We start from the raw sequence: 23745 nt of genomic DNA, 5'->3' as shown, positions 1-23745 counted from the left end.
CGGCGAGCTTGTGAGGGCCGCGCTCCTGGTGGGTCAAGGAGGGACGGGGCGACTATTCGCTCGCGTAGGGCCGGCATACAGCCTTGACCAATCGAGTGGTGATTCGTCTAGCTTGGGACTGCGCGCAGGCCTGGGCTGAAGACCGCCTGTCACAGAGGCAAGGCAGCCCACGACCGGCAGTGGGCTGCCGCTCGTGGGAAAGGGCCGCTGCACTCACAACGCGGCGCCCAGCACCTTGAGATACTGGGGGCTCTCGGATATTGAATTGTGGCCCGTACCCGGTATGACTCGTAGCGAGGCCACGCCGTTGGCGAAATGCGTGTAGAGCTTCTGCGTGCTTGAGCGCGGTATGACTTCGTCGTGCTCAGCCGCGATCAAGAGTGTCGGCACAGCGATGCGAGAGGCGTATTTCCAGGATTCAAACTTGTCCTGTAGCAGCCACTTCACCGGGAAATAGGGGAACTGGTTTGCGGCGAGTTCTTGAAGGCTGTTGTAGGGGGTGATCAGGATCAGGCGCGATGCCGGCCTTTGGCTAGCGAGGCGAACGGCGACGCCCGAGCCCAAGCTGCGACCCACCACCGCAATACGTGGGTGTGCGGCATAGACCTGGTCGAACAAGGCCAGGGCATCGCGCTGAATCGAGTCCTCAGATGGCGACCCAGAACTTCCACCGTAGCCTCTGTAGTGCAGCAAGTAGATGGCATGATCCGGAAAAGCCTGCGAAAACGTGGGCAGGCTCAGGGAGACGTCCTCGGCATTGCCGCCGAAGTAGATCAAAGCATTGGGGCCGTCGTGCGGCCTGACTGACACCAGTACATCCGCGTCGGCTACTGACAGCTTAAGAAGAGTTGCGGGCGCCCCAATGGCGCGTGGTTGCGGGTGGTAGATGAGGGCGCGTTGAAACACGAACAGCGCGGCACAGAGCCCCAAGTACAAGACTGCAACTAATGCGAAGAGAGAAACCAAGGTACGCGACATTCGGCTAACGCAGAGTTCAGCGGCGCGCCGCTTGCGGCGTGTCCGCTGGAACGACGGGTTCGGCGTCGCCCGAGCCGAAAACAGCCGCATACCGAGGTGCATACGCGCGCAGCAACAGCGCGCCGCAGATGAGAAGCACGATGGCGGCGGGAATACCTTGTGGATTGAGAAACAAGTGGAACAGCACGACAACGGTCATGATCGGAGAAAGAATCGCCAGGCCGAAGGCAGGAGCCCGGTTCGAGAGTAGGCAGCATGCACCGACGATTTCCACGACTTTCATGAGCGGCCAGAAGAAACCTGTTGCCTTCAGCGCGGCCTCGAATTGGAGTCCGGGGTCCGATGTGGGAGGATGAATGAGGTGAGAGCCGGTAAAAATGAAAAAGAAACCGTCGATAGCGCCAGCGAGAAAAATGAGTCCTAGAACCACTCGCGGGACAGTCACTAGCCAGAATTTCTTCATCTAACCCTCCTGCCGCGTGCACCTTTCGACGCCGAACGATTAAGCCACGGGGCGGGCTTTAGCCCGTCCCAGTGAACGGAGTGACTTGTTAGGCATTTTTTTGCAACTGTGCCGTGACATGCTTTTCATTAAACATGAACGTGAAGAATACCGGATAGGCCAAAACATACATGCCCAGAGTAAGAAGCCCGGGAAGAGTATATTTGGCGGCTGACAATAGAGGCAACAAAGTAACAATGGCCATAAAGATTCCATATATGCCCGTTACTGTCTTAAATTCTCTCGGCGTTGGAACCCGTTTCTGTTTGCGTGGAAACCAGTAGGTCATTATTAAACCGGAGACGAGGCCACAACCAATTGGTATCGAAATACTAGCTTTCTTTAAAATGGCGAACGCTAGCACCGATGCCGCCGCTGAGAATATGCCTAAAACAATTCCATACTTGAGCATGTTATCTCCTAAATGCCTAACTACTATTGGGCGAGACTATTCGAGGTGAAACACGGCGTGGACGGCAAACCCAGGCTGCTCACGTCGATTCGGCAGTAGCCCAAGCAACGCTAGTAAAGTGCCAGCTTTCTGTCCATTGAGCTCGTTGGGCCCAGGCTGACGTTCAGAAGCTTCTACAAAGGGTCGTTTCAGGCAACCCATCCAGGAGTGGCGGACCAGGTTTAACCCTTTGAGCTCAAGGTTTAGCGGGCGGCCTCGGACGGGGCCAGGCTGGCTCTCAGCGCTCTAGCCACCTGGCGTTGAATCTCGTAAGCAGGCGCCTCGACGGCGTTGTAGTCATGGGTATAGCGCGTGGCAAACTCGCGAACACCCCATTGCAGGTACTGCTGCACGTGCTTCAACTCGTGCGCCCACAGCGCGACATTGTTAAGTGCATCATCCGGACTCCGAAAGACGATGATGTCCATGAGGGTGACGGCATTCACATCGGGATTCTGCAGCATGGTGTGTGCGGCGTTCAGCTCCACATCATCGCCTACCTTGTAGCGAGCCGAATCGAGCACTTGAAGGTCGTAGTAGGGTTCGAGTTGGGCGCGGATATTCAGCGGGATTGTCCGAGTATCGCCAGTTGCCGCGGTGTTGCGCGATTGCACTAGCCACGCCTGCAATCCAGTGGCAGCCATTTGGCTCATGTTCTCGGAGATCGCACCGATGTCCTCTTTGGAGCCCGGCGCACAAAAACAAGCGACCACGCAGACTTCGTACTGCCCTGCCGGGCAGGCGAAAACAGAGGACGCAGTGAAGACGGAACAGAGCAGGAGCGCTGACCGTAAAACCTGACGCAAAAAAACAGCTAACAATTGCTTCTCCCAGAGGCAATGGCGATCGGCAGACGATACTTTGGGCATCGCCGCAGCCTAAGTCCAGCCAGGCCTTGGACCGATGCGGCCACCGTTCGTTGCCCTAGGTTCCACAGTTTTTCAGGCCATGCCCCCTATGCTGGCCGTCCGTTTCTGGCCCAGGGCGTGTCAAAACGCGGCGAGCATCGGAGGGCAGATACGGCGTTGCTTCTTCACCGTTTCGAAGGCCGAGGGAGAGCCCGATAGGCCTGGTAGGGAATATGAGCCATGGTTACGGCCCTCGGCTCGATCTTCAGATGCGGGCCTCGTCAGCGGATTCCGGGGCAAACCACCACAGCCTGCTAGTGCCGCTTAAGCATCTCTTGGATCTCTTGAGTGGCATCGCGGGTACGCCGGGCCAGGTTCTTCACCTCGTCGGCGACCACCGAGAAGCCGCGCCCCACCTCCCCCGCACGAGCGGCTTCGATGGCTGCATTGAGAGCCAGCAGATTGGTCTGCTCGGCGATCCCCTTGATCACGCCAACGACTCGGGCGATCTGCCCGTAGGTGGCCTGAATGGCCGCCTGCTCGCGCTCACGTGCCGCTTCGGCCTGTTTCTCGTCGCTGATATCACGCACCGCCCCGATCACCCGCTGCAGCACACCACGCTCGTCGCGCAGGCAGCGGCCGCGCTCGCGAAACCAGATATCGCCACGACTCTTGTGGCGCATGCGGTATTCGACAACGTAGGACGAGTGGCTGTCGTGGCTGTGCACCAGCTCCTCGAAATTGCCCATGACCTGCTTGAGATCATCCGCATGAGCAATGCGGTTGTAGCTGTCCCAGCCGTCCGGCAGCTCCTGGCGGCTGTAGCCGACCAAGGCGAGGAACTGGTCAGTCCAGCGCATCTGACTCTGCGGATGTTCGGGGTCGCCATTGACGACCAACAGCTCCCAGCAGCCTTCGGTGAGGTTCTGCCGGGTCAGCGCCCAGACTTGCTCCTCTTGTTCCCACTCAGCGAGTCGCGCCTGTTGTCGTGCCAACAGCTGCTGAGCATCCTCCAGCAATTGGTTCAGGCGTAACTGTTCGCGCTTGCCGGCATCCAACTGGCATCCCAACGCCGTCACTTGCTCGGCGTGGCAGCGCTCAACCTGGGCGGCCTGCTCTGCCTCGCGCTGCTTTAAATGCTGCCCCAGTTGCTCGAATGCCTGACGCAATTGCGGCTGTTTGGACAGGCCGGTGACGGAGCCCAGATCCACTGGCTGTCCGCCCAACAGCGCGCCAATCAACGCTGACAGCTCAGTGGCCAGTTTCGTGTCTGCCTTGGCAAACCACATGGCGATCGCTCCCGGGTGCGCCGCCCACCGGCAGCGCACCTCGACACTTAGAAGGATTTGCTGACGCCAGCCACCACGGTGGCCGAGCAGACATCGTCGAAGCCCATGTAGTTGGCGCATTCGGCCTGGGACAGGTCGGTGTCGATATAGCTCAGCGACCAGTTCAGGGCGAAGACTTCCTTGCTCAGCTTGACCTCCCACTCGCGGTAGCTGTCGCGGGCGCTGCCGTTGCTGGAAATCCATACCGGGTCCTTGTAGTCGGCCAGGCCGTAGCGCAGGTCCAGGCCGACCTCGTAGGGCAGCACGGTGCCGTAGCCGAGGTAGCTGTAGAGCATGCTCTGGTCGCCAGCGATATCGTCGGAGTAATAGCCGCCCAGGCGTGCGCCGTAGAGGTTGAGTTCGGCGAAGTACTCGCTGTAGTTGAGATCACTCTGCTTGGGATAGGTGTACTTGTAATAGGCGACATCCAGGGCGATATCGTCGGTCGCCTGCCAGTAGTAGCCGGCGTAGTAGTCCAGTTCCTGACGGGTCTTGCTGTCGAAACCGAAGTCGACGTTGGAGCTCCACGCCCCGGCATACAGGCCACTGGCATGCATCAGCGTGGCCGAGCCCTGCAGAGCCGGATCACCCTGGGTCTGGGAAATGCCGCGCGAGCGGTAGTCGCTGAGCAGGCTGGCCTCCAGCGCCAGGCTGAAATCATCGTTGAGGGTGATGGCCTGGGTCAGGGTCCAGGGGGCCAGAACGATGCCGGCCAAGCCGAGTGTGATCATGCGTTTCATCGGTGTCTCCGTTGTTGTTGTAGTGGATTGCTTGCGCCCGGCGCGGCGGCGTATCCCCCGTGCTGCGCCAGGTTTTCTCCCGCTGGAGATGGGTGGCCGCCGGCAGGCGCGCGGCCGCGGGCAGCGACCCGCGATGCGGGTCGCGCCGAAATTGCTGGGGCTGACAGCGGGGCGGCTGAGCCGCCGGGACTCAGGGCGGGGCCTGCGGGTGGGCGCCGATGCCTTTCATAGCCAGCGCCTGTCGCGGGTGAAGCCGATCGCCAGCCAGCGGTTTGGCCCTTCACTACCGATGGCGGCGGCGATCTCGGCGCGCACGCGGTCCAGCTCGCTGACCGGCCAGTGGTTCATCACCGCCGGCAGGAGGATATGGATCTCGACGAACAGGCCGCGGCCGATCTGGGTGACGCAGTGGGAAAAGCCCTCGAAGCCGTAGCGCTGGCTCATCCGCGCCATCAGCCCGGCGATCTCGCCGTCCAGCTCGACTGGGGTGATGCGCAGGATCTGCTGGACCGCCTTGCACACAGTTGCGGCGGGAGCCGGAATCAGTACCAGGGTCAGCAGCGCCAGGATCAGCGGATCGATATAGGGCGTCAGCGCCGCGTAATCGCTGCCCTGCAACAGGTAGCCGGCGCTGAAGGCGAGCAGCAGCGCCAGGCTGATGGCGGTCGACATCAGCCAGCTGTGCTGATCCAGCTGGATCAGGGCGGATTGCAGGCGGCGATTGAGCCGGCGCTGATAGCCGTACATGAGGCCGGAACCGAGCGCGGTGACCGCGGCGTAGAGGATGGCGCTGTCGAACGCCAGCGCCTTGCCCCCCTGCATCAAGCCACCGAGTGAATTGACCAAGGCGTAGACGCAGAGGATCACCAGCACGCTGCCATTGAGCGCCAGTACCATCGGCTCGATATGCCAGTAACCCTGCTGGAAACGCCGGCCCGGTTGCTTCACCAGCAAGCGGGAAACCAGCAGGGCAAGCACCGCCATGCTCGAGTCGATGGCATTGAACAGGCCGTCGAAGACGATCGACTGCGAACCGGCGTACAGGCCGAAGGCGATGCCGGCACTGGCCAGCAGCACGGTGGCCAGGATCGAGACCTGCAAGGCGCGCTGCTCGGCCATGTTCTACTTGCTCCTATCGCGGGTTACGAACACAGCCGGGGAACCGGTTACAGGTCGAGGGTCAGGGTCGGGGTCAGGGCGCGCGAGACGCAGAGCATCATCACGTTGCCGCGCGCCCGCTCGCCTTCGGTCAACAGCGAGTCGCGGTGATCCGGCACGCCGTCCAGCACCCGCGTCTCGCACATGCCGCAGATACCCTGCTCGCAGGACGAGGCGACCTGGTGCCCGGCGGCGCGCAGGGCGGCCATGATCGAGCAATCGGCCGGCACTTCGACCTCGGCACCGCTGCGCGCGAGGATCACCTTCAGGGTTTCTCCCGTCGCCGCGCCGGGCGCCGGCGCCGCCGGGGCGAAACGCTCCAGGTGCAGGCGCTCGCTCAGACCGGCTGCGGCGAAGCGCGCGCTCAGGGCATCGAGCAGCGGCGCCGGGCCGCAACTGTAGACCTGCTGCCCTGCGGCAGCCGCGGCCAACACCGCGTCCAGATCGAGCAGGCCGACCTCGTCGGCCGGGAGAATTTCCACCCGCCCCTCGCCCAGCGCTTGCAGCTCCGGGATAAAGGCCATGGAGCGCCGCGAGCGGCCGCCGTACAGCAGTTGCCACTCGGCGCCGGCGCGTTGCGCCGCCCGGGCCATGGCCAGGATCGGGGTGATGCCGATGCCGCCGGCGACGAACAGGTAAGGCCCGCCGGCCTGCAGGGCAAAGGCGTTGCGCGGGCCGCGGATCGCCAGTTTCTGGCCGACCCGCAGGCTGCCGTGCACTTCCTGCGAGCCGCCGCGGCCCTTGCTTTCCAGCAGCACGCCGATGCGCAGGCGCTGGCGATCCAACGGATCGCCGCACAGCGAGTACTGGCGCACCAGGCCGGAGGGCAGCAGCAGGTCGATATGCGCCCCCGGGCTCCACTCCGGCAGCGGCGCAGCGTCGCTGGCCTGCAGCTCGAGGGAGATCACGCCTTCGGCTTCCAGCCGCATGCCAGTGATCTGTACCTCGAACTGGGCAGCCAGGACGCTCACGACGACGCCCTCTGCTCGTCAACCAGGCGTACCGGCAGCTGGTGGGCGCGCTCGATGAACTCGCGGAAGGCACGACGGTAGTTGAGGGTGTAGAGGTCGGAAGGCACCGAGTGTTCGACGACCGTCGCGTCCCAGTCGATCTCGCGCGGGGTGATGGTGGCAGCCACCGGCAGATCCTCGAGGTAGAGCAGCTCTTCGACACGCAGGCATTCCTGCAGGTCACCGCCCTTGTAGTCGCGGTCGTTGGCCACGGCCCAGAAAATCTTCACGTGGTCGTAGGCCACCGGGCACGGGAAGCCCGCCACCACGCGCTTGCCCAGGCGCTCGTAGTCGTAGGTGATGGCGACCAGCCCCGGCGCGACGATGTGGTAGCCCATCATGCAGTCGCCGTCGCTGGCCCACTCGCCCTCGCAGGACTGCAGCGGCCGGTCCATCCAGATGTCCAGGCCGTCGCGGCGCACGTTGAGCGGCTCAACGGTCGGGTTCACATGGCCCATCATGCCGCGATGGATGTAGGCGAAGTGCGCCACGTCACCGAAGTTCTCGATGGCCACCGCCACGCCCGTGGGGGAATCCAGCGGCTCGGCGGCCAGCCACTCGAGGTTCAACTCGCGCCATTCGGCCAGGTCATACAGCTCGAACAGCGGCTCTTCCAGGGCCGTCCAGACATGCCCGTAACGCTCCTGGCAGGCGTAGGTGCGGATGGCGGCGCCTGGGGGGATCTTGCACTGATCTTCGAGGGAGGGAACGTGGCTGCACTTGCCGGTCTGCGCGGAGAACTGCCAGGCATGGTAGGGGCAGGCGATGTTTTCGCCGTGCACTTCCCCCAGGGACAGGTCGGCGCCCCGGTGCGGGCAGCGCGCCGCTTGCACCACGGCCTGACCGGATTCGGTGCGGTACACCACCAGCTTCTCGCCGAGCAGGGTGGCCGACTGCGGCTTGTCGAGATCCATCGAGCGGGCGACCGGGAACCATTGGCGGCGCATGGCCTGTTCAGCGCGCTGGCGCTGGGTAACTTGAGTAGTCATGGCTTGTTCCTCACAGGATTCTTTCTTGTTGTCTTAGATGCCGACCAGCAGCGCGCCGCCGTTGACGGGGATGGCCTGGCCGGCGATGAACGCGGCCTCGTCGGAGGCGAGGAAGGCGACGGCGGCGGCGATCTCCTCCGGGTGCACCAGGCGGCCCAGGGGAATGTTGGCTTTCTCGGGCTCGATGTACTGGTCCGGCACCATGCGGGTGAGGATGGCGCCGGGGGTGATGGCGTTGACCAGGATGCCTTCGCCGACGAACTCCTTGGCCAGGGTCTTCATCAGGCCGAGCTGCGCGGCCTTGCTGACCATGTAGCCGTAGGAATGGCCGTCCGGCACCTGGCCCCACTGCGAGTTGATGAAGATCACCCGTGGCGCACGGCTCTGGCGCAGGTGCGGCAGGGCCGCGCGGGTCAGGTACAGCGGCGCGTGCACGTTGATCGCCAGCAGGCGGTCGAAGTTGGCGTCGTCGGTCTGCTCCAGGCCGGTCATCGAATAGATCAGCCCGGCGTTGTGCACCAGGATGTCGAGGCCGCCGAGCTGCTCGGCGACCTGCGCCACGCAGCGCTCGGCCAGCGCGCGGTCGGTGATGTCGGCGGCCAGGGCGATGGCACGACCGCCGGCCTCGGCGATTTCCGCGGAGGTGGCGCGGGCGACGTCTTCATCGATATCGACGACCGCCACCGCCGCGCCACGGGCCGCCAGCAGGCGCGCATGGGCGCGGCCGGCGCCACGGCCGGCACCGGTGATCAGGGCGACGCGGCCTTTCAGCCGGTTGGCGTCCGGCGCAAGGGCGAGCACTGCCTCGGGCGCCTGGGTAGCCAGGGCCCCTTGGGTTGAAACGGTCATGGTGTTTCTCCGGGAGTGGGAGGGGTCAGACGGTCTTGTGCGGCTCGGTGACGTAGAACATGTTGCCGTCCGGGTCGAACATCGGGCGGTAGCGGTAGTGGGTGCCGTTGGGGTGCTGCCACTCGATGGGCTCGGCGGTGACCCACTCGACCTTGCCGTCGAGGTAGGCGATGGCTGCATCGAGGTTCTCCACCTCGAAGGCGAAGGAGTCGAAGCCTGGCTTGTCTTCCAGGTTCACTGCGGTGCGCCGCTCGACCGGCGTGCTGTCGTTGGTGTGGAAGATGTACAGGGTGACGTTGCCCATTTCGATGGCGGCCCAGCGCTCCTCGGCCTCGTAGGGCAGGAAGAAGCCCAGTCCGAGGGTGCCGTGGTAGAAGTCCACCAGGCGCTGCACGTTGTTGGTGAGGATGTCCATGTTGTCGAGGCGTTTGAGCTTGAGCATGGGTATGGCTCCGTTCTGGTTGTCGTGGGGTTAGAGGTGGCGGCAGGGGCCGCCCGGCAGGGCCTGCAGGGTGCCGCCGACCACGTCGAGGGTGATGCTGGCGAGGGTCGCGTACTGGCCGGTTTGCGGAAGACCCGCCGCCGGATGGCAGCACAGTGCACCGGTGCTGCCCAGATGGCTGTTCAGTGCCGTGAGCAGATCATGCGCCTTGAGCCCGGTACGCCCGGCCAGGCGCCGGCGCAACAGGTCGTAGCGCACCAGGGTGTCCGGATAGGCCGCAGGCTCGGTGTCGAACGGCCGCACCGCTTCAGCAAGGAAGTGGTTGGTGTGGATCAGCAGGCCGTTGTCGTCCGGGAACACCAGTGCCGGGCCGCCCGGGTGCAGCTCCACCGAGACCGCAGCGCTGGCGCCGTCCACCGCCGCCACCAGGGTCAGCACGCTGGAGGCAGAGACCCCGGCGTCATGGCACAGCAGGATCGCCTGATTGATGTCGCTGCAGCTGTCGAGGATCCAGCGCGACAGCACATGCACCGGCACGCCGATGTGCTCGCCGTCGCGCTGGTGGTGAAGGATGTTGAAGTGGGTACCGAGACCGCGGTTGTTCACTCCCGGCTTGCCGACTATGCCGAACTCGGTGACGGTGGTGGTCAGACGGCCATCGGCATGGGGAATCTCCCAAGTCAGCCAGGTGTCGGCGAACTCGGCATACCAGTCCCAGGTCTGCGCCGTCACCGGCGCGCCGAACGGGTTGGCCTGGACCACCGTGGAACACTCGCCCCGCAGTTGTGCGCCGAGGTAGGCGAGGATCTCGGTGCGGGCATTGATCGCGCCGATATACTCGGCGTCGATCCCCGCGCCCTCGGCGATGCCGAGAATTTCCTCGTGAAGCGGCGCGGCGAAGGCGGCAATCTGTTGCAGCGCCTGGGCGCCGAGGGCGCGCAGGTCGTAGCTGCGGGTGGCGACGCGCTCGAACAGGCCGCGGTAGTTGTTCACCGTCGCGGCGATCTGGCGGGCGTGAGCATCGCCGAATTCGCGGCCGCGTTCGCGCGGCGCGCAGACGCTGGAGCGGAACACGATGCTCATTTGGCCACCTGTTGCAGTTGCGGGGCCACCTGCTTGGCCACCTCGTCGAGACGGGCGAACCACACGTCGCCGTCGCCGACCATGCGCTCGACCAGACGCTCCAGTTGCTCGAAGCGCGCGGCGCGGCCGATCACTTCCGGGTGCATGGTGAAGCTGGTGTGGCGGCCGTCGCGGCGCGCCGACTCGTACTCCGCCAGCCAGCTGTCGAACAGCGCGCGCGGTGCGGTGAAGTTGCCGCCGTTGTCGATGCTCCAGCCGAACATCGGCCAGTCGTCCAGCGACCAGTGCACCGGGATTTCCAGGATCGAGGCGCCGTTCCACTGCTCGTAGTAGGGACGGTCGTCGCCCATGCAGCTGGAGTCGTAGGCGAAGCCGTTGGCCAGCACCAGCTCGAAGGTCTCCGGGGTCAGCTCCCAGGACGACGAGCGGTAGCCGGCCGGCTTCGGCGCGCCGGCCTTGGCCAGGGCCTCCAGGCCCAGTTGCATCTCCTCGCTCTGCTGCTCGGCGCTGACCTTGTCGCTGCGCAGGTGCATGTGGCCGTGGTGACCGATCTCGTGGCCTTCCTTGAGCAGCATTTCCACCAGGTGCGGGTGCTGCTGGGCGGTGTAGCCGGGCACGAAGAAGGTCGCCGGGATCTTGTGCCGACGCAGCAGCTCAAGGATCCGCGGCACGCCGCGGGTCACGCCGAAGCGGCCCTCGGACAGGCTGGTCAGGCGCCGCGCGAAGCTCGGGCTGTCGCCCAGCAAACCGGCCTCGGCATCCACATCGAAGGTCAGCGAAACGGCGACCGGTCTCTTGTTCGGCCACTGCAGCCGGGGGTTGTTATCTGCACGCATCAGGCGCACTCCTCTTCGGGGTTTGCTAGCGGTTACGGGGCTTTGTGCACGACGCGGGACTCGGCGTCCTCGCGATCCTGCAGGCGTCTGAGCCAGTAGAGCGCCTGGGAGATGGTCAGCACGGCCACGGCGATCAGGACTTCCTTGAGGCCGCCATAACCGGTGATGGCAGCGCTGGTCATGCCGACCACCAGGATCAGCGCGTCGAACAGCGCCAGGGCGATGGCGATGCCGACCCAGTTGCGCGACAGGCGAATCGGCCGCGGGGCGTCCGGACGATCCCAGCGCAGCACCACGTAGCCGGACACCGCCAGCAGGTGGGCGAGGATGTAGCCGACGTTGCCGGCGACGATGACCGCCAGCGGGTTGCCGACCAGCAGCACCAGCAGGATGTTGATCAACAGCTGCACGGTCACCGCCCGGGCCGGCACGCCGGCGCGGTTGAGGGTGCCGAACTGGCGCACGGTGAGGCCGTCACGCGAGCTCTGGTACAGCGCCCGGCCGGCATCGGCGGTGCCCATCACCGAGAGCACCAGGATGCCGGCGATCAGCACCAGGGTGATCAGCGCCGCGCCACCGCCCAACAGCACTTCGGCGCCCGCCTGCAGGAAGCCGTAGGGCTTGTCCGCCAGCACTTGCTCGCCGAGCAGACCGGCCAGGCCCAGCGGGGTCAGGGTGAACACCAGCAGCAGGATCAGCGCGGAGATGCGCAGCGCCTTGCGGGTATCGGCCACGGTGTCGCGGAACTCGGGAATAAAGGAAGCCGCGGCCTCCACCGCATAGGCCGACCAGGCCATGATGAACAGCCAGGCGAGGACGGTGCGCAGGCCCACGACACCCTCACCGGTGCGCCAGGTGAAGCTGCCGGTGCTCCAGGCATCGGCGGTGAGGAAGCTGGTGCCGAAGATCAGCACCGGAATCATCAGCAGCACGCCGGCCACGGTGAGGATCACCATGGTGAAGCGCAGTTGGATCATGCTCAGCGCCCAGGAAATCAGCGCCACGCCGAGGGCGATGAACTGCGGCAGGCCCAACTGGATCGGCCCCAGGTTGTAGCTGAAGGTAACGTGCGGCCAGAACTGCTCGGAAAGGATCTGCGCCACCGCCAGGCCCCAGATCGCCGGGGCGGTGGCCCAGGCGAACCAGTAGGCGTAGGTGGCCAGCGGACCCAGGCTGGGAAAACGTTTGCTCCAGGCCTCGTTGGCGTAGAGCGCGATGCCGCCGGACTTCTCGCCAAACATGGCGCCCATTTCCGAATACAGCCAGTTATGCAGCACGGCGACGCCTGCGATCACGGCCCACAGGGCGATGGCCGCCCAGGCCCCGATCGCGCCGATCGAATAGCCGAGGCCGACGAACAGGGCCGCGGGCAGGCTGAGGGTGATGGCCACCCCGTCCCACCAGCGAATGGTTTTAGCGAGTACCGCGGTCGGCTCGGTGCCGGGATTGGCCTGGTGCATCTGCATCGCCCTCATCTTGTGGTTTTGTAGTGGGTCTCGATGAGCAGATCCTAAGACAGTTTTTTGCGCATGCGTATATTTTTATTTTCTATTGATGCGCATTGCGCAATTTAAAACGCTTAAAATTACGCAAACACCAACCTCAGCGCATGGCCGACGCGAGGCCGCGCCCAGGCGCTAGCGCCCGCTCTAGCGGGCTTTCTGAGGGTTTAAGGCAGACGGGAAGGAGGAAGGAAGCCGGGCAAATGCCTCAGCCAGATGCGCATTGCGCAGCTATTTATTTTTATGCCTGCGCATTGCGCAGCAGACACCCTGCCACCGTGGTGGGCGCGACGGCAGGGGGAGCAGGAAGGCGGGCGACGCCGCCAGAAAGGGAAAAGGACGCCCGGTGATCAGCCTTCGGAGTCGGCCGGCGGAATGGTGAAACGGATCTTGTGCACCTTCACCTCCTGCAGCGTCCTCACGTCGCGAATGCCAGGCAGGCTGCGCACCCGTTGCTGCAGCGCCCACAGGCTATCGTCGTCGCGGCACAGCACCTGCACGCAGATATCCGCGGTGCCCATGGTGGTCGACAGGTAGCTGACCTCCGGCCAGCGGCCCAGGGTATCGACCGCCCGGTCGTGATCCTGCGGCGCCACGTTGACGAACAGCAGCGCCAGCTTGGCATGCCCCAGCTTGGACGGGTTGGTGAACGCCAGGATCTGCACGATGCCCTGGTCTTGCAGGCGCTTGACCCGCGTGCGGATGGTGGCCTCCGGAACCGAGAGGTTGCGCGCGACTTCGCGGAACGCACGGCGGCCGTCTTCCTGCAGCTCGCGGACGATTTCGAAGTCCAGTGGATCGAGGGTCGAAATAGACATGTTCAAGGCTTCCAATGGGGTGACGCAGGGTTGCGCGGCTCTGCAGACGGCGGACAACCCCTGGGTTAAAAGCGGCTCAAAGGCTAGCAGATTCAGGGGTGGGTTATCAGGGGCCGGCCGCGAATCCCTGCCGCGGCAGAGCCGGCAGGGCTCCATATGAGCGAAACGCATAACGCGCATCAGTTACAGAAAATTTATTAACTATGCGCAAAGTATAGTGTCTTTTTTTGTTGATTGCGCAAAAAATACCCCGTACATTTTACGCAAACAACAATCAAAGCCTTGCCCATGACCGCCTCCCGACCGCCTCTCCGACCCACGCCCTTCGCCGCCAGCCACTGGTCGCGCGCCGGCGTCGAGGCCGCTCGGCTTGACCCTGCGCCGAACCTGATCCTCGCGTTCTGGGCGCTGTGGCATTGCCGCCACGCGCGCCCTCCCCGCCTAGTCGCCGCCTGATCCGCGTAAACCACTACCGCTCTTGCGATCCTTGAACCGTTCAGCCTCGCCTGACGGCCGAACCCTGTGCGCGCCCATCGCGCTGACGAGATCCCCATGCACTTCGCCCCCGAAACCGAAGCCCAGGCATTTCTGGCAAACAACCCCGATATCGAGCTGTTCGAGCTGTTCATCCTCGACGCCAACGGCGTGCCACGCGGCAAGCTGCTGCATCGTGATGAGCTGCTGGCCGTCTACCAGAGCGGCCGGCCGCTGCCCAGCACCATCCTCGGCCTGACCCTCGGCGGCGACGATGTGGAAAACAGCGGGCTGGTCTGGGACGTCGGCGATATCGACTGCCGCGCCTACCCGCTGGCCGGCAGCCTGGTGCGCCTGCCGTGGCGCAAGGTGCCGACCGCCGCCGTGCAGGTCAGCATGCACCCGAGCGAAGGACTGCCGGCGACCATCGCCGACCCGCGCCATGTACTGATCAAGGTCATCGACGCGCTCGCGGCCGCTGGCTACCACCCGGTGATGGCCTGCGAGCTGGAGTTCTACCTGCTCGATGCCCGCAACGATGCCAACGGTCGGCCGCAGCCGGCGCTGGACGCCGATGGCGGCCGGCCGCGGCAGACCCAGGTCTATGGCCTGCGCGAGCTGGAGCAGCTCGAGCCGTTCCTCGCCGACCTCTACGCCGCCTGCAAGGCCCAGGGCATTCCGGCGCGCACGGCGATTTCCGAATACGCCCCCGGCCAGGTGGAAATCACCCTGGAGCACGGTCCCGCGCTGCAAGCCATGGATCAGGCGGTGCGCTACAAGCGCCTGGTCAAGGGCATTGCCCATGCCCACGGCATGCGCGCCTGCTTCATGGCCAAGCCCTTCGACGACCTCGCCGGCACCGGCATGCACATGCACGTCAGCCTGGCCGACGAGAGCGGCGCCAACCTGTTCGCCAGCGAGGACAAGGCCGGCACGCCGCTGCTGCGCCAGGCGGTGGGCGGCATGCTCGAATCGCTGCTGGACTCGCTGCTGCTGTTCTGCCCCAACGCCAACTCCTACCGGCGCTTCCAGGCCAACAGCTACGCGCCGCTGGCGCCGACCTGGGGCGTCGACAACCGCACCGTGAGCCTGCGCGTGCCGGGCGGCCCGGCCAACACCCGGCATGTGGAGCATCGCATCTGCGGCGCCGACGCCAACCCCTACCTGGCTGCGGCGGCCATCCTCGCGGCCAGCCATCGCGGCATCCGCGAACGCCTCGATCCCGGTGCGCCGGTGGAAGGCAACGGCTACGCCCAGGCCACCACCCTGCTGCCCACCGACTGGCTCAGCTCGCTGAGCGCCCTCGAACGCTCGAACTGGGCCCGCGAGGCCTTCGGCCCCGAGTTCCTCGGCGTCTATCTGGCGGTCAAGCAGGCTGAATACCGTCAATTCATGGCCGAAGTCGGCGAGCAGGACTGGCGCTGGTATCTCACTCAAACGTGATTCGTAGGGTGGACAACGCTCTGCTTGTCCACCGATTCGCCTGATTTTCGGTGGAAAACGCTTCGCGGTTTTCCACCCTAGGTATAGAGGAACAGCCGCTATGACTGCTGCACTGAACCCCGTCATCCCCGCCGCCGAGCGGGCGCCGTCCTACTACAGCGCGACCCTCAAGCATGAGACCGACTACCCCGCCCTGCAGGGTGAAGTCAGCGTCGACGTCGCCATCATCGGTGGCGGTTTCACCGGCGTGGCCAGTGCCGTGGAACTGGCCGAGCGCGGCCTCAAGGTCGCCCTGATCGAGACCCACAAGATCGGCTGGGGCGCCAGCGGCCGCAACGGCGGCCAGGTCACCAGCAGCCTGTCCGGCGACGAGGCGATGCGCAAACAGATGCGCAAGTCGCTCGGCGCGGAGGTGGACGACTTCATCTGGCGCCTGCGCTGGCGCGGCCAGGAAATCATCGAGTCGCGAGTCGCCAAGTACGGCATCGCCTGCGACCTCAAGCACGGCCATCTGCACGCGGCGATGAAGCCCGCCCATCTGCACGAGCTGCGCAGCTTCCATGACGAGGCCCAGCGCCGCGGCCTGGGCGACAGCGTGAGCCTGCTCGACCGCGCCGGGGTCCGCGCCCACCTGGCCAGCGACCAGTACCTGGGCGCGCTGAAGAACACCCGCAACCTGCACCTGCACCCGCTCAACCTGTGCATCGGCGAGGCGCGCGCGGCAGAAAGCCTGGGCGCACTGATCTTCGAACACTCCGAGGTGCTGGACATCGTCCACGGGCCGCGCCCGGCGGTGATCACCGCGCAGGGCCGGATCAACGCCAGGCAAGTGCTGCTGGCCGGCGACGTCTACCACAAGCTCGAAGCGCGCCAGCTCAAGGGCCTGATCTTCCCGGCCATGGGCGGCATCGTCACCACCGCGCCGCTGGGCGACCTGGCCAAGCAGCTCAACCCGCAGGACCTGGCCGTCTACGACTGCCGTTTCGTCCTCGACTACTACCGCATGACCGCCGACGGCCGCCTGCTGTTCGGCGGCGGCGCCAACTATTCCGGGCGCGACTCACGGGACATCGCCGCCGAACTGCGCCCCTGCATCGAACGCACCTTCCCGCAGCTCAAGGGCGTGGACATCGAGTTCCAGTGGAGCTGCGCCATGGGCATAGTGATGAACCGCATCCCCCAGCTCGGCAAGCTGTCGGACCACGTCTGGTACTGCCAGGGCTATTCGGGGCACGGCGTGGCCACCAGCCACATCATGGGCGAGATCATGGCCGAGGCGATCACCGGCAGCCTCGCCCGCTTCGATACCTTCGCCGCCTGCAAGCACATCAAGGTGCCGCTGGGCGACATCTTCGGCAACCCGATGCTGGCGGCCGGCATGTGGTACTACCAGCTGCTCGAAAAGCTGCGCTGAGCACTGACCGATCGCCGTAGGGTGGAAAACCGCGCAGCGTTTTCCACCAGAGCCGGTGGATGTGCAAAGCGACCTCCACCCTACGGGCTACACAGCCACGCCGGGCCGAGCAGGCCCGGCAACCCGCATGAGGTAAACGATGTCCTGCGTCCCCATCGTGGCGGTCAGCGCCTGCAGCAAACAGCTGGGCCTGCACCCCTTCCATATCGTCGGCGACAAGTACGTCAGGGCCGTGGTCCAGGGCGCCGGCGCCCTGCCGCTGGTGGTGCCGGCCCTGGCCGAGCTGATCGACATTCCGACCCTGCTCGCTAGCGTCGACGGCCTGCTGCTCACCGGCTCGCCGTCGAATGTCGAACCCCAGCATTACCAGGGCCGGCCCAGTGCCCCCGGCACCCTGCACGACCCGGCCCGCGACGCCAGCAACCTGCCGCTGATCGAGGCGGCGCTGCGCGCCGGTGTGCCGCTGTTGGCGATCTGCCGCGGCTTCCAGGAACTCAACGTGGCGCTGGGCGGCAGCCTGCACCAGTGCGTGCACGAGGTCGGCCGCTATGCCGATCACCGCGAGCCCGCCGAGCAGCCGCTGGAGGTGCAGTACGCCGCACGCCAGGCGCTGCTGGTGCAGCCCGGCGGCCTGCTCGAGGCCATGGGCCTGGCCGCCCAGATACAGGTCAACTCGATCCATGGCCAGGGCATCGACCGCCTGGCCGAGGGCCTGCGCGTCGAGGCTCTGGCCCCGGACGGGCTGATCGAAGCCGTGTCGGTGATCGATGCTCAGGCCTTCGCCCTCGGCGTGCAATTCCACCCCGAGTGGCAGGTGCGCAACCACCCCGACTACCTGGCGATTTTCCAGGCCTTCGGCGCCGCCTGCCGCCAGCGCGCCGCGCAGCGTTGCGCCTAACCCAGCCCATTACCGGAGCAAGTACATGACCCTTTCCCTCGCCGACTGGCAAGCCAAAGCCCAGGCCCTAACCATCGAAGGCCGCGCCTTTATTCACGGCGCCTATCGCGCGGCGGTGTCCGGCGCCACCTTCGAGTGCATCAGTCCGGTCGACGGCTGCCGGCTCGGCCTGGTGGCCAGCTGCGACCTCGCCGACGCCGAACTGGCGGTGCAGGATGCGCGCAAGACCTTCGAATCCGGCGTCTGGTCACGCCTGGCGCCGGTCAAGCGCAAGGCCGTGATGATCCGCTTCGCCGAGCTGATCGAGCAGCACGGCGAGGAACTGGCCCTGCTGGAAACCCTGGACATGGGCAAACCCATTGCTGACGCTTTGAGTGTCGATGTGCCCGGCGCCGCCCGCGCCATCCGCTGGAGCGGCGAGGCGATCGACAAGATCTACGACGAAGTGGCCGCCACTCCGCACGACGAGCTGGGCTTGGTGACCCGCGAGGCGATCGGCGTGGTCGCCGCCATCGTGCCGTGGAACTTCCCGCTGCTGATGAGCTGCTGGAAGCTCGGTCCGGCGCTGGCCAGCGGCAACTCGGTGATCCTCAAGCCGTCGGAAAAATCGCCGCTGACCGCCATCCGCATCGCCCAGCTGGCCACCGAGGCCGGGATTCCCAAGGGCGTGTTCAACGTCCTGCCCGGCTACGGCCACACCGTCGGCAAGGCGCTGGCGCTGCACATGGACGTCGACTGCCTGGTGTTCACCGGCTCGACCAAGATCGCCAAACAGCTGATGGTCTACGCCGGCGAGTCGAACATGAAGCGCGTGTGGCTGGAAGCCGGCGGCAAGAGCCCAAACATCGTGTTCGCCGACGCCCCGGACCTGAAAGCCGCCGCCGAGGCCGCCGCCAGCGCCATCGCCTTCAACCAGGGCGAGGTGTGCACCGCCGGTTCGCGCCTGCTGGTCGAGCGCTCGATCAAGGCGCAGTTCCTGCCCATGGTGATCGAGGCGCTGAAGGGCTGGAAGCCGGGCAATCCGCTGGACCCGCAAACCAACGTCGGCGCGCTGGTCGACAGCCAGCAGCTGAACACCGTGCTGTCCTACATCGAGGCCGGCCACGCCGATGGCGCCAAGCTGGTGGCCGGCGGCAGGCGCACCCTGGAGGAGACCGGCGGCGTGTATGTCGAGCCGACCATCTTCGACGGCGTCAGCAACGCCATGCGCATCGCCCGCGAGGAAATCTTCGGCCCGGTGCTGTCGGTGATCACCTTCGAGGACGCCGAGGAAGCCGTGCGCATCGCCAACGACAGCCCCTTCGGCCTGGCCGCGGCGGTGTGGACCAGCAACCTGTCCAAGGCCCACCTGACCGCCAAGGCGCTGCGCGCCGGCAGCGTGTGGATCAACCAGTACGACGGCGGCGACATGACCGCGCCGTTCGGCGGCTTCAAGCAGTCGGGCAACGGCCGCGACAAGTCGCTGCATGCGTTCGACAAGTACACCGAACTGAAGGCCACCTGGATCAAGCTCTGACGCCCGCACCCGTCACGCTCGAAGCCTCGGAACAATCGCAACCAGTTGAATCGGCGTGCCGCCCCGGGGCACGCCCGCTGACCGGCTGTTGAAAAACTACCTGCGTTGCCGATACGGCGTTAAAAACGGCCTCAAAATGCTCATTTACCGCACGTAAACTGCGCTTTTTCGGCCGTTTTTGCCTTGTCTCGGCTGCCTCGCCTACGTTTTTTTCAACAGCCGCTAACCGACAACCCAGAGAAACGCCATGTCCGTAACCCGCATCATCGACTTCTCCCAACAACAAACCGCTGCCGAACCTTGCCAGCCCAAGCCCGAAAGGCTGCTTAGCGGCAGCCCCAAACAGACCATTCAAAACCATTACGCCAGCAGCTGCGGACAGTTCAATGCGGGGGTATGGGAGAGCGGAGCCGGGCGCTGGAAAGTGTCCTACTCCGAGCACGAATACTGCGAAATACTCAGCGGCTCCGCCTTGATTTATGACGGCAGCGGCCATGTGAAAGTCGTTCACGCCGGTGATCGATTTGTCATTCCGGCAGGGTTTTCCGGCATCTGGGAGGTCCTAGAAAACTGCCGCAAGGTCTATGTAATGTTCGAACAGAATTAGAAATTTTCTGGACACACTAGGGTCTGTTGACGTTTCGTCGCGAACCGCGTTGCCGCGCCAAATGGCGCCAGGCTAGGCGCGGGACGCAGGGAATGGTCGTTCCCTTGCCAAGTCCCGCAACGACGCATGGCGCCATTTGCCGCGCAACCCGCAGGGACGGGCCTGTTTTTGCGCGGCGCGTCGTTGCTCGACGCTCATTGGGAACGACCAAACTTTGCGTCTCGCGCCTAGCCCCGCGCAAAAACAGGCTCCGTCGCGGCCGTGACGAAACGTCAACAGACCCTAGTCATGGACGACGGTCGCCCCAGCAACCCCGCCAGCACCATCTTCGGCTAGCCTCGGTATAGAACGGGCTTATACGGCTGCATCTGGCCGATCTCGTTCAAGGGTGCCTTTCCCAACAGAGAGCAACGATGAATACGTCGAGGTTTAGCGCAGAGCCCATCGCCGGGGCGCGCTACCAGGCACAAAGCGGCCGGCCAGGTGCTCTAGCGTATCCGCTCCGTGCTCGCCCAACTGGACAGGTGGCCAGATGACTGCGCTCGACGATAAGTCGGCGCCGCAGCCCGCCCGCTCCGCCGACGATGCGCCAGCCGGCGCCGCCGAGGACCAGGAAGCCGGCGCCGCGCCGGTCGCACGCGCGGCCAGCGCCCGTGGCGACTTCGCGGTGGTCGCCGCGTTGCTGCCCTATCTGCGCCCCTACGCCGGGCGCATCGCGCTGGCGCTGGCGCTGATCTTCGCCGCCAAGCTGGTCAACCTGTACGTCCCGGTCGCCCTCAAACAGATAGTCGATGGGCTGAATGTCGCGCCCAGCCTGCTGATGCTGCCGGTCGGCCTGCTGCTCGCCTACGGCGCCTCGCGCATCGGCGTCACCCTGTTCAGCGAACTGCGCCAGGTGGTGTTCGCCCGCGTCATGGCGCGCGCCTCGCGGCAGATCACCCTGCAGGTGTTCCGCCATCTGCACGGCCTGAGCCTGAAGTTCCACCTCGGCCGCCGTACCGGCGGTGTGGCCCGCGACGTCGAGCGCGGCGGCAGCGCGATCTCCGAGCTGCTGGACTGGACGCTCTACACCATAGTGCCGACCCTGCTCGAGGTGCTGCTGGTGACCGTGGTGCTGGTCTGGGCCTACGACTGGGGCTTCGCCTTCATCACCCTGGGCACCCTGCTGGCCTACGGCCTGTGGACCCTGGCCGTGACTGAGTGGCGCACGCGCTTCTACCGCGCCGCGGTGGAGGCCGATACTCGCGCCAACGAACGCGCGGTGGACTCGCTGCTCAACTACGAGACGGTCAAGTACTTCAACAACGAGGCGCACGAGGCGGCGCGCTACGACGAGAATCTGCGCCACCTGGAGAACGCCCGGGTCAAGGCGACCAAGTCGCTGGCGCTGCTCAATCTCGGCCAGACCGCAGTGGTCGCCCTCGGCGTCACGGCCATGATGTGGCGGGCCGCCGCCGGCGTGGTGAGCGGCGAGCTGACCATCGGCGACCTGGTGCTGGTCAACGCCTACCTGCTGCAACTGTCGGCGCCGCTGTTCGTGCTGGGCATGATGTACCGCGAGGTGAAACAGGCGCTGACCAATATGGAGCGGCTGTTCGGCCTGCTCGATCAACGCCAGGACGTGCAGGACGCGCCGGACGCCAAGCCGCTGGTGACCAGCCGGCCGCGGGTGCGCTTCGACAACGTGCACTTCGGCTACGACCCGCGCCGGGAGATCCTGCATGGGGTGGATTTCGAGATCCCGCCCGGCGGCACCGTGGCGGTGGTCGGCCATTCGGGCTCGGGCAAGTCGACCCTGGCGCGCCTGCTGTACCGCTTCTACGACGTCGACGGCGGGCACATCCGCATCGACGGCCAGGATCTGCGCGAGCTGACCCAGGCCTCGGTGCGCGGCGCCATCGCCATAGTTCCGCAGGACACCGTGCTGTTCAACGACAGCATCTACTACAACATCCGCTACGGCCGCCCCGAGGCCAGCCGCGAGGAGATCGAGGCCGCCGCGCGCGCCGCGCATATCCACGAGTTCATCCTGCGCCTGCCGGATGGCTACGAGACCGAGGTCGGCGAGCGCGGCCTCAAGCTGTCCGGCGGCGAGAAGCAGCGCGTGGCGATCGCCCGCGCCCTGCTGAAGAACCCGGCGATCCTGATCTTCGACGAGGCCACCTCGGCGCTCGACTCCAAGTCGGAGAAGGCCATCCAGGCCGCGCTCGAGCGCATCCAGGTCGGCCGCACCACATTGGTGATCGCCCATCGGCTGTCCACGGTGATGGCTGCCGACCGCATCCTGGTGCTGGACGCCGGCCGCATCATCGAAAGCGGCAGCCACCGCGAGTTGCTGGCGGCCGGCGGCAGCTACGCGCAGATGTGGCGGCTGCAACAGCAGGAGCCTGCCGCCGAATCGCCGCGGCCTGAACAGCCCGGGTAAGCGTGCCGCCGCTCATGGCGCGCGCCGCCAGGCTGAGGCTGAGGCTGAGGCTGAGGCTGAGAGCCTGTTTACAATCTCGCGAGCTAGAGTCTGAATCGCCCCGGCTTTTTCAGGCTATGTCCCAGTTGCGTGTGGCCTGGCTCAGTGCTTTTCGTAGGAGCGGATTTATCCGCGAACCCGGGATACAGGCGCTGCCACGCCTTTCGCGAATGAATTCGCGCCTACAGGTTCGGCATGGGCTGACAGCCCACTGGGCTGGGGATGCCTGCCAGCGGCCGTGCGGGTTATTGATCCGCGTTCCCGCCATCGGTAGGGCCGCCGTAGACACTTCTTCCTTCCTTAAGAAGTTGCCCGCCCGGCACGGGAGCTTCTCGCGGTAGCGGTTCGAACTTGAGCGGCAGCGTCGCGCTGTCGGCGAGGCTGCCTTCGATTTGTCCAGATAGGTGATAGACCCCTGCCAGCACCCCGGTGGCGGGGTTGCGCATCAGCTCAAGCCACTCTTCGTCAAAGGCGGCGTTCAGGCTTTGGCGAAATTGCGCTTCCGTTTGCGATCGCTCGTTCTCGCCCGCGATGGCGCTGAAACCCGCCACGCCCAGGGAAATGAACATGCCGGCCACCCGGGGGAGCACCGCAGAGACAGCGCTTGCGACACCGCTGGTGGCGAGCTCGGTCACCAGTTTTTCACTGGTCTGTTTCGCCACCGAGGAGATCCCTGCGTCCGCTGACCAGTCTCCCGCACCACCGGGGGCATTGCGGATCCGATCAATCAGGGCCGCATAGGCCGGCAGCCTGTCGAGCGGATCGGCGTGGACAATCTGGTAGAGCGAAGCACTGTGGGCGGGGGGAGACGCCAGCGCGATCGCTGGAATGTCTTTGAGGCGCTGGTCGAATTGATCTGGAGGTACACCGTAGCGCTGCGGAATTTCCTGGAGTCGCGCGCCGAGGTGCTGGACGTAGAATTGCGTCGCCTGCGCCATGACCACGTCGGGATCGATCTCCTTGGCGACCGGTTCCAGCACGCGATCCTGATATTGCTCCTGCAGATAGATGGCCAGTCGATTCACGGTCGGATCCGTCTCTCCCTCTGCGCTCAGCTTGTACCAGGCCACCTTCATGGACAGCCATTTCTGGGTCCAGTAGCCGGAGAACCACGGGATGAAGTCGGCATCGGTGCGCCGGTAGACGAGGTCCATCCAGCTCTGCATGGAGCCGTGCGCGTAGGATTGGGCCTGCCCTGTCGTGACTTGCGACGCGGCGACTATGTCGCTGTCGACCTGCCGCCAGGTACTCGCCGAGATCACAATCGGCGGGGCCAGGTCGGCGGCGCGATCCGGTGTGGCGCACCCTGTCAGCGCCACCATCAAGGCGACGATCAGGGCGCGCAGACTCAACATCGCAGGCCCCTAAAACAGATCCGACAGCGGTCGCCCCGCC

General features: G+C 65.3%; 21 protein-coding genes and 2 pseudogenes. 6 read left to right on the top strand and 17 right to left on the bottom strand.

What is annotated here, in order from left to right; translation table 11 throughout:
• Nucleotides 1-213: 213 nt before the first annotated feature.
• The 16 genes and pseudogenes from D3880_RS03935 to D3880_RS03875 all read right to left on the bottom strand — a co-directional run bounded on the left by D3880_RS03935 (nucleotide 214) and on the right by D3880_RS03875 (nucleotide 13534).
• Complete coding sequence (locus D3880_RS03935) at nucleotides 214-978, bottom strand: alpha/beta hydrolase (RefSeq protein WP_119892220.1); 765 nt, start codon at nucleotides 976-978, stop codon at nucleotides 214-216.
• Nucleotides 979-994: 16 nt separating this feature from the next.
• Complete coding sequence (locus D3880_RS03930; RefSeq protein ID WP_119892219.1) at nucleotides 995-1441, bottom strand: hypothetical protein; 447 nt, start codon at nucleotides 1439-1441, stop codon at nucleotides 995-997.
• A gap of 88 nt (nucleotides 1442-1529) precedes the next feature.
• Entirely contained in the window at nucleotides 1530-1892 is a 363-nt protein-coding gene (locus D3880_RS22605; RefSeq protein ID WP_162934930.1) for a hypothetical protein, read from the bottom strand.
• Between the two features lie 242 nt (nucleotides 1893-2134).
• Nucleotides 2135-2800: an eCIS core domain-containing protein gene (locus tag D3880_RS03925; RefSeq protein WP_238474399.1), complete on the bottom strand. Its 666-nt coding sequence runs from the start codon at nucleotides 2798-2800 to the stop codon at nucleotides 2135-2137.
• Nucleotides 2801-3099: 299 nt separating this feature from the next.
• A pseudogene (locus D3880_RS23015) lies at nucleotides 3100-3279 on the bottom strand (methyl-accepting chemotaxis protein); the annotation flags it as partial.
• A gap of 111 nt (nucleotides 3280-3390) precedes the next feature.
• Nucleotides 3391-3639: pseudogene (locus tag D3880_RS23010) on the bottom strand (PAS domain-containing protein); the annotation flags it as partial.
• Nucleotides 3640-4115: 476 nt separating this feature from the next.
• Nucleotides 4116-4847, bottom strand: coding sequence for a TorF family putative porin (locus D3880_RS03915; RefSeq protein ID WP_119892217.1), 732 nt, complete (start codon nucleotides 4845-4847; stop codon nucleotides 4116-4118).
• A 225-nt stretch (nucleotides 4848-5072) separates the two neighbouring features.
• Nucleotides 5073-5966: a cation diffusion facilitator family transporter gene (locus D3880_RS03910; protein WP_119892216.1), complete on the bottom strand. Its 894-nt coding sequence runs from the start codon at nucleotides 5964-5966 to the stop codon at nucleotides 5073-5075.
• Between the two features lie 47 nt (nucleotides 5967-6013).
• Nucleotides 6014-6976, bottom strand: coding sequence for a PDR/VanB family oxidoreductase (locus tag D3880_RS03905; protein WP_218567593.1), 963 nt, complete (start codon nucleotides 6974-6976; stop codon nucleotides 6014-6016).
• A complete protein-coding gene (locus tag D3880_RS03900; RefSeq protein WP_119892215.1) occupies nucleotides 6973-8004 on the bottom strand; it encodes an aromatic ring-hydroxylating oxygenase subunit alpha in 1032 nt (343 codons plus the stop codon). The genes D3880_RS03905 and D3880_RS03900 overlap by 4 nt, the downstream gene beginning before the upstream one ends.
• Nucleotides 8005-8037: 33 nt before the next feature.
• Nucleotides 8038-8853: an SDR family NAD(P)-dependent oxidoreductase gene (locus D3880_RS03895; protein WP_119892214.1), complete on the bottom strand. Its 816-nt coding sequence runs from the start codon at nucleotides 8851-8853 to the stop codon at nucleotides 8038-8040.
• Between the two features lie 25 nt (nucleotides 8854-8878).
• A complete protein-coding gene (locus D3880_RS22905) occupies nucleotides 8879-9295 on the bottom strand; it encodes a VOC family protein (protein ID WP_218567592.1) in 417 nt (138 codons plus the stop codon).
• 30 nt (nucleotides 9296-9325) lie between these two features.
• Nucleotides 9326-10378, bottom strand: a complete 1053-nt coding sequence (locus D3880_RS03890; protein ID WP_218567591.1) for a C45 family autoproteolytic acyltransferase/hydrolase — start codon at nucleotides 10376-10378, stop codon at nucleotides 9326-9328.
• Nucleotides 10375-11214: a polysaccharide deacetylase family protein gene (locus D3880_RS03885; protein ID WP_119892213.1), complete on the bottom strand. Its 840-nt coding sequence runs from the start codon at nucleotides 11212-11214 to the stop codon at nucleotides 10375-10377. Before D3880_RS03885 ends, D3880_RS03890 begins: the two co-directional genes overlap by 4 nt.
• A gap of 32 nt (nucleotides 11215-11246) precedes the next feature.
• Nucleotides 11247-12680 (bottom strand): APC family permease, encoded by a 1434-nt coding sequence (locus tag D3880_RS03880; protein WP_119892212.1) that lies wholly within the window; start codon nucleotides 12678-12680, stop codon nucleotides 11247-11249.
• Between the two features lie 386 nt (nucleotides 12681-13066).
• Nucleotides 13067-13534: an Lrp/AsnC family transcriptional regulator gene (locus D3880_RS03875; protein WP_119892211.1), complete on the bottom strand. Its 468-nt coding sequence runs from the start codon at nucleotides 13532-13534 to the stop codon at nucleotides 13067-13069.
• A 552-nt stretch (nucleotides 13535-14086) separates the two neighbouring features.
• Here D3880_RS03875 and D3880_RS03870 point away from each other — a divergent pair.
• From D3880_RS03870 to D3880_RS03840, 6 genes are all read left to right on the top strand, one after another.
• Entirely contained in the window at nucleotides 14087-15451 is a 1365-nt protein-coding gene (locus tag D3880_RS03870) for a glutamine synthetase family protein (protein WP_119892210.1), read from the top strand.
• A 100-nt stretch (nucleotides 15452-15551) separates the two neighbouring features.
• Complete coding sequence (locus D3880_RS03865) at nucleotides 15552-16865, top strand: NAD(P)/FAD-dependent oxidoreductase (protein WP_119892209.1); 1314 nt, start codon at nucleotides 15552-15554, stop codon at nucleotides 16863-16865.
• A gap of 139 nt (nucleotides 16866-17004) precedes the next feature.
• Nucleotides 17005-17763 (top strand): gamma-glutamyl-gamma-aminobutyrate hydrolase family protein, encoded by a 759-nt coding sequence (locus tag D3880_RS03860; RefSeq protein WP_119892208.1) that lies wholly within the window; start codon nucleotides 17005-17007, stop codon nucleotides 17761-17763.
• Between the two features lie 25 nt (nucleotides 17764-17788).
• Complete coding sequence (locus tag D3880_RS03855; protein WP_119892207.1) at nucleotides 17789-19279, top strand: aldehyde dehydrogenase; 1491 nt, start codon at nucleotides 17789-17791, stop codon at nucleotides 19277-19279.
• A gap of 247 nt (nucleotides 19280-19526) precedes the next feature.
• Nucleotides 19527-19886 (top strand): cupin domain-containing protein, encoded by a 360-nt coding sequence (locus D3880_RS03845; protein WP_119892205.1) that lies wholly within the window; start codon nucleotides 19527-19529, stop codon nucleotides 19884-19886.
• A gap of 532 nt (nucleotides 19887-20418) precedes the next feature.
• Nucleotides 20419-22311 carry an ABCB family ABC transporter ATP-binding protein/permease gene (locus D3880_RS03840; RefSeq protein ID WP_119892204.1) on the top strand — a complete coding sequence of 631 codons (1893 nt, stop codon included), beginning with the start codon at nucleotides 20419-20421 and terminating at the stop codon, nucleotides 22309-22311.
• 284 nt (nucleotides 22312-22595) lie between these two features.
• Here the strand turns inward: D3880_RS03840 and D3880_RS03835 are convergent, their stop codons facing one another.
• The gene (locus D3880_RS03835) at nucleotides 22596-23705 is read right to left on the bottom strand and encodes a hypothetical protein (protein WP_119892203.1); all 1110 of its coding nucleotides are present in this window, start codon (nucleotides 23703-23705) and stop codon (nucleotides 22596-22598) included.
• Nucleotides 23706-23745 lie beyond the last annotated feature (40 nt).

It is taken from the genome of Pseudomonas cavernae, assembly GCF_003595175.1.
GTDB classification, from domain to species: Bacteria; Pseudomonadota; Gammaproteobacteria; order Pseudomonadales; family Pseudomonadaceae; genus Aquipseudomonas; species Aquipseudomonas cavernae.
Note: the sequence above shows the minus strand (reverse complement) of the source record. Positions and strands in the feature narration are given on the sequence as shown.